Source organism: Vibrio sp. YT-16 (assembly GCF_033337405.1).
Classification (GTDB): domain Bacteria; phylum Pseudomonadota; class Gammaproteobacteria; order Enterobacterales; family Vibrionaceae; genus Vibrio; species Vibrio alginolyticus.
Genome location: NZ_JAWOQQ010000007.1, coordinates 191,723 through 203,102 on the forward strand (window position 1 = coordinate 191,723; position 11,380 = coordinate 203,102).

Sequence of the window (11,380 nt, forward strand, 5' to 3'; positions counted from 1 at the left end):
ATGAGAATCCTCTTTGTTGTCAGTACATTGAAACACTCTGGCCCAACAAATCAATTGCTTAATATCATAAACAACCTTGATAGAAACATTTTTGAACCACACTTGATCACATTGTCTCCGGAGCCTCAACATAATAGCCGCTGGAAAGACTACGAAAGTGCAGGGGTCAATCTGTATTCTTTGAATCTATCTAGAATTAAAGGCATGTTTCTAGCTAGCTCAACACTGAAGAGTTTAATCAAAGAGATCCAACCAGACTTAATCCATACTCAGGGCATCCGAGCTGACAGTCTTGCCTCTTCAATTGCAGGTAGCATTCCATGGGTTATGACATCGAGAAACTTTCCACCTGAGGACTATATTAGTAAGTTTGGTCGAATTAAAGGAGCGTTGATGGTTAAGCAGCACTTTTCTGCTATGAAAAAGTGTCACAACTTAGTGTCATGCTCTAAAACGATCCAAGCACAGCTAAAGAGTGTTGGCATCGAGAGTGATGCGATTCAGAATGGTGTAAAAGACTTTGTAGAAAGCTCACAGGCTCCTTCGGTTTTGCAAGAATACGAGAAACCGGTTTACATTTCTGTGGGAAGTTTAATTCCAAGAAAAAACATGGAGTTATTGATAGATGCGTTTAATAGGCTACCCAATAAAAGTGCAGGTAGTTTGATTATTCTTGGCGATGGCCCTCTTAAAAATGACCTTCAGGTCAAAGCTGGGCCCAACGTGGGTCTTTTGGGCAATGTATCCAATGTAAATGAATATCTTGCTGCTTCGGATTATTTTGTATCTACTTCATTATCTGAAGGCTTACCAAATACAGTCTTAGAAGCTCTATCCGCAGGTTTGCCTGTAATATTATCAGACATTGACTCCCACCAAGAGATAGCACAAGAATCTAAACAAGCGTGTCAATTATTTTCTTTAGATTCCGGTACGCTTCATCTTAAACAAAAGTTGTCTCAAGCACCGATCGACTTTGATGAAAACTCAAAAAAAGAGGCGAGACGACTCGCAACAGAAGTGTTTTCTGCGAAGCAAATGTCTGAAAAGTATCAAGAACTATATCGTAAAATTTTGGAGGCACAGTGAGTAGTTATAGCGGGTTGGAACGTAATATTGCCAGAGTACTGAGGCGCTTTCCTGCGATCAAAGAGTTTGCAAAGTTCTGTTACTCTAGATTAATGTATGTTCGAGCTAAAAAGTCTTACAAGTTCAAATCTGAAGTGAGCCCTATCGCTTATTCCAACCAATCAAGGGAAAGCTTTTTTGGCTACTACGATAAGTCCCCGGAAAATAGCCTAGGAATGGTAATTACCCAATTATCTAGTCGCTCAACTAGTCTTTTACCTTCAATAGAAAAAAGTGTAGAAGTTGCTGTATTTGATAATAATCAAGAAATGTTATTAAGCTTGTCTGTCAATGCCTACAACTGGCAGCAAGGTTGCAGAGCGCATTGGCTAAATGAAGATCTTTTCATTTTCAACGACTACGATAGCGAAAGAAACATTTACATTGCGAAAATCTATTCAGTAAGTGAAAGAAAGCAAATTAAAGAGTTTAGCCATGCGGTGCAGGATTCTTTCAAAGACGAGTATTTTATTTCGCTAAACTATAAACGTCTGATGACTTTAAGGCCGGACTATGGTTACCGAAATACCTCACTACTAAAAGACAAAGAATTGCGTGATAATACCCAAGATGGATTATGGTTTGTAGATATTAAAACTGGTAATACGAAACTATTATTTTCTCTAGATGATGCTTGTAAAATAAATCCCACTCCAGACTTTCAGAGTGCGGTGCATAAATTTAATCACGTGATGATCTCACCATCAGGTGAACACTTTATATTTATGCATCGATATTTACTAGGTAAGCGTCGTTTCGATCGCTTGCTCAAGTTTGATATTACAACAGGAAATGTCACCTTGTTGAGTGACTTTGGTATGGTAAGCCACTGTTTTTGGGTTAACGAGTCAACGGTGCTTGGTTTTATGCGGGGTCCTAATGGAGTTGATGGTTATTGGCTTATTGATGTGGCTTCTGGCAACTTTACTCCATTCCAGCATGAGAAACTTTCAGGTTATGGGGATGGGCATCCTCATGTAGTCGGAGATTGGTTTGTGACTGATACATATCCAGACAAAGCTAGAATGCAGCATCTTCTTCTCTGTAACCTTGTCACTGGTGAAGTTAAACCAATTGGTGAGTTTTTCCATGGATTTGAGTTTTCAGGAGAAACAAGGTGCGACCTCCATCCTCGATTATCATCATGCGGGACGGCCGTTTTCTTTGATTCGGTATTTAGCGGTAAGCGTCAACTTTACAGAATGGATCTACCTAAATGAAATTTAGTGTTTTGCTCTCTGTCTATACCCAAGAGAGTCCCTCATACTTAAAAGAAGCAATGGAAAGTATTTGGGAGCGGCAGACCTTAAAGCCAGATCAGATAGTTTTAGTGAAAGATGGGCCTCTATGTTCTGAGTTAGAAGATGAAATTGTATCGTGGAAGGTCAAGCTTGGTGATGTTCTAACACTTGTTGAGTTGCCACAGAACATTGGGTTAGGGGGTGCATTAAATGCGGGCTTGAAAGCTTGTCGAAACGAATTAGTTGCGAGAATGGACACCGATGATATCGCATTGCCGCAACGTTTCGAAAAGCAAGTTGAATTTATGCTTCGAAATCCGAGTATTGCTGCCTCTAGCGCAACGCTTGAGGAGTGGGATGAGAGTTTTAGCTTTCGTATTTCTGAACGCAAGTTACCAGTTAGTTCAGCAGAGTTACGCAAGTTCGCTATTCGTCGTAGCCCTCTTAGCCATCCAGTTTCTATTTTCCGAAAGTCGATTATAGAATCCGTAGGTGGGTATCCAGACTTACGGAAAGCTCAGGATTATGCTTTGTGGAGTCTTTTATTGAGTAAAGGATATCAGCTAACTAATTTACCTGACACATTGTTGAAAATGCGCTCGGGCAAAGAGATGCTTACTCGCAGAGGGTATTTTTACTTCAAGCAAGAGTGTAGGTTAATGCGCTATCAAAAAAGAATAGGTTTCTTATCAACGAAAAACTTGATAGTAAACACTTCATTAAAAGCGGTGCTGAGGCTTTCTCCAAGGTTTACTAAAAAGATTATCTATAGATTTGCAAGATAATTGTTAGCATACTTTTTAAGATATAACTAACTAAAGTAAATACAAAAAGAGCAGCGACCGCGAGGCGCTGCTCTTTTTTATACCTGTGATACGTTCGATAAAATTCGCAGTGTTTTAGCGACCCATCCCAAATAACACTGTTTTGACTGTAAGGAAAAGAATCTTCACTTCCATCATCCAGTTTTGATGTTTGATATAATAGACATCGTATTTATGCTTCCAAATAGCATCTTCTACCGATGCGCCGTAAGGGTATTTTACTTGAGCTAGGCCAGTGACCCCAGGTTTAACGGCGTGACGAAAGCGATAGTAAGGAATGGCTTTTTCCAACTCAGAGATGAACACTTCACGTTCTGGGCGAGGGCCAACCATCGACATCTCTCCCTTTAGTACATTGATTAACTGAGGGAGCTCATCAATGCGAGTTTTACGAATAAAACAGCCGACTTTCGTTACGCGCGCGTCATTTTGGGTTGCCCATTGGGCTCCGTTCTTTTCTGCATCGTTTCGCATCGAGCGAAACTTAATCACTTCAAACTCTTCATTATACTGGCCGGTACGACGCTGTTTAAAGAATACCGGACCTGGCGATTCAAGCTTAATGAGTAGTGCCGTAATAAGCCCTACTGGAATAGCAACCCATGACAGCATGAAAACAAACAACAGATCGATGAAGCGTTTTTGCCAGCTGTTCTTACGATTAGAAAGGATAGAAAAAGCTTTTTGGTGTAAGAAGTAGCCGCTGTGCAAAAGCTCAGTTTCAGTATATCCGAGTGAACGGTCAAAATAGCTCACTAATGGCTCAACCCAAGCACCTAGCTCTGTCGCCGCGACAAGAAAAGCTTGCTGTTCAGGAGCTAGATGCGAGCTTTTGAAGTGGCAAAGCGTTTTGCTCTTGAAGTCTCTAAGAGAATAGTTATTAACCTGAGCGTTAATCTCAGGATGCCTCTTAAGTACTTGAGCAATTTTTGCTTCGTCTTCTTTTGGACAGTAGATATAAAGGCAAGCATTTGATTCACTTGCGGATAACTCGTCCAATGCTGATGTTATGCTGATAGAATTATGCTTAGTTAATTCAGAAGCTTCTCGTTCTTGAAGCGTGTCGCTCATACTGTCTGTCATAGGAATGGAATAAGTTGTTATCGACTAGCCAATTGCTTACAAGTCGGCGATTATAATTTATTTCGTATAGAAATTATATCCCTGAATCCAGAACATGCTCATAACTTTGTTAATTTTCTTGAACCTGAGTCCTTGTTCATGACTTGTTTTTGAATCTTAACGTAATTATATCAACGAACTCGAAAAACTATGTTTGCGATATATTATATTGCCTCGAGATTAAATGATTGTTCATTTCACTATATAACGCAGTTATATCCGAGGGTTATCAGTTGTTGATAAAGCGATCTTTTCGACTCTTGTTCACCATGAATAAGGTGAACTTCTTTCGGAGGAGTAGGAATGCCAGAAACAAACTGTATTAAATCGTCCCTATCCGCATGTGCAGAGTAACCTGACATGGTATGTACTTGAGCCTCCACTCTAACGCGCCTTCCTTCAATCAGTATGTTCTCTTCTCCATCCTGAATTCGCCGACCTAACGTCCCTTCTGCTTGATAGCCTGCAAATAGCACATCATTTCTTTTATCTGGCAGCAATGCTTCTAAATAATTGACGACACGTCCACCTTCACACATACCAGAGGCCGCAACTACGATAGCAGCTTCTGTCGTGCTCGCGAGTCGATTGACGAGCTTTAAATGGTCAGTGTGGCTTTCGACGGTAATACATTGATCAAACGCAAGAGGGTGTCGGTGATGCTCGAGCCGCTCTTTCGCTTCAGCTCCCCAAAGCTTTTTAAATTGCCTATAGGTAGTAGTTACCTTTTTAGCCAAAGGAGAATCGAGAATAATAGGCAGAGAATCTTGCAAGGCGTGCTCATGAATAAGCTGTTCTATATCAAACAGTAACTCTTGAGTTCTCCCGACGCTAAAAGCAGGTATAACAATTACGCCACCATCCTGAAGTGCATGCTCAATAATAGAAAGCAATCGCCTACTGCGAGACTCAACATCTTCGTGAACTTTATTGCCGTATGTTGACTCGATAAACAAATAGTCAGCTTTTTCAGGCGATACCGGATCAGGTAGGAGAGGCGTGTTACGAGGTCCCAAATCCCCTGAGAACACAACAACTTCATTGTTTAATAAATGAAACTCAACATATGCAGACCCTAAAATGTGTCCTGCTGGTTGAAAGCGAAGAGAGGTATGTTCTTCTATCTCTATCCATTGGGAGTAAGAGCAAGGGCGAATAAGCGTTCGAATAAAATCGAGTACGTTTTCTCTTTGATGACGCCTCATGCCTAACTGGAGCTTTAATCCATCTTCTAACATAAGCGGTACGAGCTCAGCGGTGGCTTCCGTACAGTAGATAGGCCCCTTATAACCTGCAGCCAATAGCCAAGGTAGCCGGCCAACATGATCGATATGAGAATGGGTTAGAACAACCGCTTTGAGATCAGAGATAGAAAAGTCGATATTCAAACTCTGCTGCTGAGCATTATCTTGACCTTGTAGCAAACCGCAGTCGATCAGCACACTTCCATTTTGCAATACGAGCTCGTGACAAGAGCCGGTAACCGTATTTTTCCCACCGTGGTGCAGTACTTTCATAACGAAACGACGCCTTTTCCTTTTTAACCCACGCTTACGAGTATTTACTTTTATGTATAGCGACACCTCGCGACGTAAAAAACGGCTCAGTCAATCGCGCAATGAACAAGGTAAGCAGAAAGTGGTGAATAAGTGAGCGTATTGTAGGCAAGTATAATGAGAGTAAGAAAACAGCAAAACCGAAAGTTTAGAGAGACTTAGATATTCGTCATAAATTTGACTGTGTAGCATTGCAACCTGTTGTGATGCAATTCATATTATTGCAACTATTTTCACCTAGGCTTCTGAGGTTAACGCGCTAGCTATACAAACATCAGCTATGCCGGAAGGAGTTTAATAATTAGTAAGCCAATAAAAAGCGCCACGTTTATGGCGAGTTAAGTGTCAGAAAAAAGACATTTTTTTGCAAGCTTTTTACACGTTCTACTTTTAGTTGCAACGTGTTTACTATACAATTCGTCTCCTGTTTGGAAACGCAACCATTAACCACTACGTGCTAAAACTTGCTTCTAGGAGCCAGACCTAGGGGCGGTAGCGTGCCCAAATCATCGGTTGGCCTCTTTCCTACTAGAAAAGAAACCAAGCAAGATAATTTTTAATAATAATAAGCACCTAAGTGCATTTCTGGCAAGATTGATTTATAAAAAACGAGAACTATTACAAATTTATGTAATTCCCTTTTGTCAGAGGGACGCTCAAAGCTAACAAAGTGGCGAGCAAATGTTGGTTAGGCATAGGTTACAATTTAAATCTCCATTTCTCATACCTATCAAAACCAAATACTAGGTTTATAGAAGTACATAACTACTGGCCCAAACCGTTAGTTAGTATGTTCAGCTTTGTATTTGGCCTGCCTATAAAAGGCTGAGAACCGATGACCGTCACGAGCTAGTGTCGGTGGAACTCAGTTACTTACATATTCAATATTAGAAATTAGCGTTTGCAATGCGTTACAACCCACGTTGGCTAATGTGGTTTTGTCACGCCAAAAAATCACCTGCTCATTCTTAGAGTTCGGCGTGTCTAGATACGAGCGAAGCAAGAATCAGCAGTATCGGACCTGTGATGCAATGGAATCCGTAAAGGGAATCAGTCGGATGCGTTATAGATTTACCTCAAACTTATTTAATAACACAGTTGGCTACCATGAATAATGCATATTTATTTGTATTTATTTTGTCGTTCGTTCTACTTTTTGTTATGCGCAAAGTTGCTAAGCGCGTAGGTCTAGTAGATAAACCCAATGCAAGAAAGCTTCACCAAGGTGTGGTGCCACTTGTAGGAGGGATCTCCATTTTCTCTACTATACTGGTCGGGTTCCTTCTGTTCTTACCAATGAATGACAACCTATCACTCTACTTATCTTGTTCGGCTGTGCTTATAGTGCTCGGCGCATTAGATGACTACTACGATGTAAGTTTCAAAATTCGTCTTATTATCCAAGCAGGAATATCCCTTGCGATGATTTACATCGGAGGCCACAGCTTACACGATTTAGGTTACTTAATGGGGAGCGAAACCATTGCCCTTAATGAAGTCACTGGCGCAGTGATCACCGTTATTGCGGTAATAGGCGCAATTAACGCATTTAATATGGTTGATGGCATAGACGGCTTGCTGGGCGGGTTAGCTTCTGTCACCTTTACAGCATTAGGTATTGTATTTGCCTACAACGGAAACGAATATTTAGCCACGATCTGCTTAATGATCGTGACTGCGATACTTCCTTACATCTTCCTGAACTTAGGTTTCCCACTTGGTCGTCGCTTTAAGATCTTTATGGGTGATGCTGGCAGTATGTTTATCGGCTTTACCGTGGTCTGGATGCTGATTCGCGGCACGCAAGAACCAGGAGCGGTAGCCTTCAAGCCAGTCACAGCACTGTGGTTGATAGCTTTACCGTTGATGGACATGGCAACCATTATGATCCGTCGTATTCGTAAAGGTCAGTCACCATTCCAACCAGACAGAGAACATCTACACCATATTTGTCAGCGTATTGGGCTTTCTCCAGGTGCAACGTTAATTTTCATCTGTTCGATGGCATCGATTTGTGCTGCGGTAGGCTTATGGGCTGATATAGAACAAGTCAATGAGAGTATAATGTTTGTTTTTTTTATCATCTTGTTTACAGTTTATTTCTTTGTAATTTCTTATATATGGGTAATTACTAAAAAATTAAAAAAAGCATTAACCAGAAGTCAAACGATAAGAGAAATAGTATAAACTTCATCGAGGTCTTTGTGAGTCGAAAAAGTAAATTAGTGTTTTTTTTGAATAAAAAAGATTTTTTTATTCTTAAACCTATCACCGAGTTAATAAATTTTTTCCTTCATTTGGAAATACCTAAAAGAGTATATGAAAAAAGGGTTAAACTAGTTCATCCTTATTCAATTGTGATTCACCCTGACGTTACTTTTGGTAATGAGGTAAAGGTCTTCCATGAGGTAACAATAGGTAAGATACATGAAGGAAAAAACAAAGGAGTTCCTACTATAGGAGATAATGTAACTATATACCCAAAGTCGATAATTCTAGGTAAAATAAACATTGGAAATAACGTTAAAATTTATTCAGGTTCAGTTGTTACAAAGAGCGTCCCTGATAATAGTATAGTTTTTGGAAATCCACAGAAGATTAAAAATGTTATCGAATAAAACGCTTAGAAGTATTGGCCTTGGAACAGTAGTCATTAACTTTATTTTTCAAAAGATATTTAGAATTAATCATAAAGCTAAATTTATGGTTAATTTCTCAACAAGAATTAATGCTCCAAGTAAAATCAATGTAATAGACGATAATAGCGATTCTTTATTTAATTGCTTTGCTGTTTCAGGAGGGTGTTATATTCAGGCAAAAAATGGGATATCAATATTTAGCAGTAGTATGTTTGCCCCAGGAGTTAAAATAATCTCTGCAGATCATAAACCTGGTGCTTTGAAAGAACATGTTATCGATGATGAGATTTGTATTGGCAGGAATGTTTGGATTGGTGCAAATGCAGTAATTCTTCCCGGTGTTGAAATTGGTGATAATTGCATAATAGGAGCTGGCAGTATTGTAACAAAAGACTTACCTAGTGGCTTTGTGTGTGTTGGTAATCCTTGTAAACCAATAAAAAGAATCGGTAATGAAGAAAAAAATTAAGGTTATAACATCCTATACTTCTATTGGAGCAAATATAGCATTAGGGTTTTTTCTAATGTATATAATAAATATGTTTGCATCTGTTTATGAGTATGGGCAGTTTATGATATTAAAATCTACTTCAGGTCTGTTAAGTGGTATATTGACATTTAGAAGTGGTGAGGCTGTAACAAAATTTTACAACACATACAAAGTTGAAAAAGAAAACGGCAAATCAAAATATATACTCTATATAGGCTTTCTAAGCGATTTATTTATATCTACATTTTGTTTAGTCTTAATTTTAACAATATCATTTTTATTTGAACAAGGTGTTGCAACGTGGGAAGGACTAGATGTTAAATCCTTTACTTTGTTTGGTTTAGTGTCTGTTTTTACCCTACTAAGGGGAACATCAATTGGATACTTACAAGCTGAAGGAAAAATAACGACAATTAATATAATAAATATAATTGAATGTTTTTTAATTTCCTTCTTTGTTTTTTGTTTTATATTAATAAATCATTCTTTGGATATAATGGATATCGTATATTCTCATGTTTTTTCATATTCTATTATAACTTTTATTTATTTGTATATATTAAGTTTGAATTACTTTTTTAGGTTGAGATTTAATAAAGAGAAATCTAAGAGTACATTATTAGATTATTTTAAATTCTCAGCAATAACATTTGGTTCTAGTACATTAAAATCATTTAATAGAAACTCAGACAATATAATAATAGCTTATATTCTTTCTCCAGCCGAGGTTGGTTTTTATCAATCAATAAAAAAAGTATTCTCCATAACGGAAATAATTGCACAGCCTTGGTCGATGTTGACATATGGAAGACTTATTACGCTATATACTAAGAATGAAATCACTAAGTTTAAAGCATTAATTATGAGAACCACTGCATATGTTTTCTTATTGTCATTGTTAACTTCTGTCATCATTTTTGCATTCTTGGATAATATATTCTCATTTATGAAGGTGGAGCCTTTAGATAGTTTCCATTCAGTTTCGATAATTGTATTCATATCATACTTAATTTTAGCTTATTCTTGGTGGGCAAGAGTTTTCTCTAACGTTATAGATCCTATGATATCCGTAAAGGCTAATGTTTTCGCATTATTAATTACGGTATTTATACTGCCTATAACTACGCTATACCTAGGTTTAGTAGGAGTTGGGATAAGTTTTATGCTTATAAATATTGGTGTGGCGATATATATTAGCTACAGATTTAATAGAGTGAAGTTTTAATGAAGATTGCATATATAACGTCTATTGCCTTAGATAAGAAACAGGCACAAGCAGTACAAGTTAGCTCCATGATTAGGGCTTTTAGTGAATTGCTCGGCAATGATTTTTTAGCTATAACTTGTAGCTCTTCAGATGTACTAAAAAGTAATACTAACCTGATAGTTCATAAAACTAAATTTAATGGTAAGATAAAAAAATTCCTTTTCCCATTTCTAACCTCAAAATACTGCAGAGATAATCTAGTCAAATTTGTTTACTGTAGAGAAATATTTATAGCATTATTTCATGCACTTTGCGGAAGAACTGTGATCTATGAGTTACATGAATTTAATAATATTTTTTACCAGAAGTGGCTATTAAAGTTAGCATTGGCCTTAAAAAATATTCTTTTTGTGACTGTAAGCAATCAAGGTAAGATTGAACTACAATCAATTTCTGAGAGTGTTAGGTGTGAAGCGTTACCGAATGGGGTTTTTTGTGATGACTATTTAAATGCTATACAAAATAAAGAGACTATTCATTATGATTTGTTCTCAAATAGTACTGAAAAATATAAATTTGTATATACAGGCAGCCTTTATAAAGGTAATGACGCTGATATTATATTTATGATGGCTAATGTTAACCTAGATATTGCTTACTTTTGTGTTGGTGGAAGTTCTAAAGAATTTATTCAAATTTGGGAAAAGTTTGGCAGCCCTAAAAATGTATATCATATAAAACATGTAAGCAGAGAAAAAGTTATTGATTATCAATCTTCTGCTGATGCTTTAGTATATCCAATCTCCAATACAAATACTATTAAAAACTACACATCTCCTTTAAAGTTATTTGAATATATGGCCTCAGGAAGACCTATTATTGGTAAAAATTTAGGAGCTGTTAAAGAAATACTTACGGAAAATAATGCATATATTTTTACTGATGAAAATATAAAATCGGTTATATGCGAAGTTATTTTTGATCTCGATAATAATAATTATAAAGGTCAGGCTAATAGAGAGTTAGCTAAAAACAAATATAGCTGGGAAGCTAGAGTTAGTAAAATTTTAGATATGTTTAATAGTGAAAATTAAATATGTTGACATACTTTTCGTTAATTTTATTTGTGCTTCAGGTTTTACTTTTGTTATCTAGAATAAGGATATCTAAAAA

At 37.4% G+C, this 11,380-nt stretch carries 10 protein-coding genes; 8 read left to right on the plus strand and 2 right to left on the minus strand.

The genetic code is table 11. The annotated features are described in order from the left end of the window. From R7F07_RS14055 to R7F07_RS14065, 3 genes are read left to right on the plus strand one after another with little or no spacing between them, the layout of a single operon-like run. On the plus strand, positions 1-1,089 hold the full coding sequence (locus tag R7F07_RS14055) for a glycosyltransferase (protein WP_005379488.1): 1,089 nt from the start codon (positions 1-3) through the stop codon (positions 1,087-1,089). After that, positions 1,086-2,348, plus strand: a complete 1,263-nt coding sequence (locus tag R7F07_RS14060; protein ID WP_021034099.1) for a hypothetical protein — start codon at positions 1,086-1,088, stop codon at positions 2,346-2,348. Before R7F07_RS14055 ends, R7F07_RS14060 begins: the two co-directional genes overlap by 4 nt. After that, positions 2,345-3,154, plus strand: coding sequence for a glycosyltransferase (locus R7F07_RS14065; protein ID WP_005379492.1), 810 nt, complete (start codon positions 2,345-2,347; stop codon positions 3,152-3,154). Before R7F07_RS14060 ends, R7F07_RS14065 begins: the two co-directional genes overlap by 4 nt. Positions 3,155-3,268: 114 nt before the next feature. Here R7F07_RS14065 and R7F07_RS14070 read toward each other — a convergent pair whose 3' ends face one another. Continuing rightward, positions 3,269-4,276 carry a sugar transferase gene (locus tag R7F07_RS14070; protein ID WP_005379494.1) on the minus strand — a complete coding sequence of 336 codons (1,008 nt, stop codon included), beginning with the start codon at positions 4,274-4,276 and terminating at the stop codon, positions 3,269-3,271. A gap of 239 nt (positions 4,277-4,515) precedes the next feature. Next, the gene (locus R7F07_RS14075) at positions 4,516-5,832 is read right to left on the minus strand and encodes an MBL fold metallo-hydrolase (RefSeq protein ID WP_005379496.1); all 1,317 of its coding nucleotides are present in this window, start codon (positions 5,830-5,832) and stop codon (positions 4,516-4,518) included. Positions 5,833-6,978: 1,146 nt separating this feature from the next. On the opposite strand from R7F07_RS14075, the gene wecA reads away from it, so the two are divergent. Genes wecA through R7F07_RS14100 form a run of 5 tightly spaced genes read left to right on the plus strand, consistent with a single transcriptional unit; the run spans position 6,979 to position 11,301 of the window. After that, positions 6,979-8,058: a UDP-N-acetylglucosamine--undecaprenyl-phosphate N-acetylglucosaminephosphotransferase gene (gene wecA / locus R7F07_RS14080; RefSeq protein ID WP_005379498.1), complete on the plus strand. Its 1,080-nt coding sequence runs from the start codon at positions 6,979-6,981 to the stop codon at positions 8,056-8,058. 47 nt (positions 8,059-8,105) lie between these two features. Beyond that, on the plus strand, positions 8,106-8,489 hold the full coding sequence (locus R7F07_RS14085) for a serine O-acetyltransferase (protein WP_170890681.1): 384 nt from the start codon (positions 8,106-8,108) through the stop codon (positions 8,487-8,489). Continuing rightward, positions 8,476-8,979 carry an acyltransferase gene (locus R7F07_RS14090; protein WP_005379502.1) on the plus strand — a complete coding sequence of 168 codons (504 nt, stop codon included), beginning with the start codon at positions 8,476-8,478 and terminating at the stop codon, positions 8,977-8,979. Before R7F07_RS14085 ends, R7F07_RS14090 begins: the two co-directional genes overlap by 14 nt. Then, a complete protein-coding gene (locus R7F07_RS14095; protein WP_262648942.1) occupies positions 8,963-10,225 on the plus strand; it encodes a lipopolysaccharide biosynthesis protein in 1,263 nt (420 codons plus the stop codon). The genes R7F07_RS14090 and R7F07_RS14095 overlap by 17 nt, the downstream gene beginning before the upstream one ends. Next, positions 10,225-11,301 (plus strand): glycosyltransferase, encoded by a 1,077-nt coding sequence (locus tag R7F07_RS14100; protein WP_170890680.1) that lies wholly within the window; start codon positions 10,225-10,227, stop codon positions 11,299-11,301. The genes R7F07_RS14095 and R7F07_RS14100 overlap by 1 nt, the downstream gene beginning before the upstream one ends. The last annotated feature ends 79 nt before the right edge of the window (positions 11,302-11,380 follow it).

Excerpts from the sequence above, each read along its gene's own strand:
- wecA (WP_005379498.1), top strand. The coding sequence starts at position 6,979 with ATGAATAATGCATATTTATTTGTATTTATTTTGTCGTTCGTTCTACTT.
- R7F07_RS14055 (WP_005379488.1), top strand. The coding sequence starts at position 1 with ATGAGAATCCTCTTTGTTGTCAGTACATTGAAACACTCTGGCCCAACA.
- R7F07_RS14075 (WP_005379496.1), bottom strand. The coding sequence starts at position 5,832 with ATGAAAGTACTGCACCACGGTGGGAAAAATACGGTTACCGGCTCTTGT.
- R7F07_RS14090 (WP_005379502.1), top strand. The coding sequence starts at position 8,476 with ATGTTATCGAATAAAACGCTTAGAAGTATTGGCCTTGGAACAGTAGTC.
- R7F07_RS14070 (WP_005379494.1), bottom strand. The coding sequence starts at position 4,276 with ATGACAGACAGTATGAGCGACACGCTTCAAGAACGAGAAGCTTCTGAA.
- R7F07_RS14100 (WP_170890680.1), top strand. The coding sequence starts at position 10,225 with ATGAAGATTGCATATATAACGTCTATTGCCTTAGATAAGAAACAGGCA.
- R7F07_RS14095 (WP_262648942.1), top strand. The coding sequence starts at position 8,963 with ATGAAGAAAAAAATTAAGGTTATAACATCCTATACTTCTATTGGAGCA.
- R7F07_RS14065 (WP_005379492.1), top strand. The coding sequence starts at position 2,345 with ATGAAATTTAGTGTTTTGCTCTCTGTCTATACCCAAGAGAGTCCCTCA.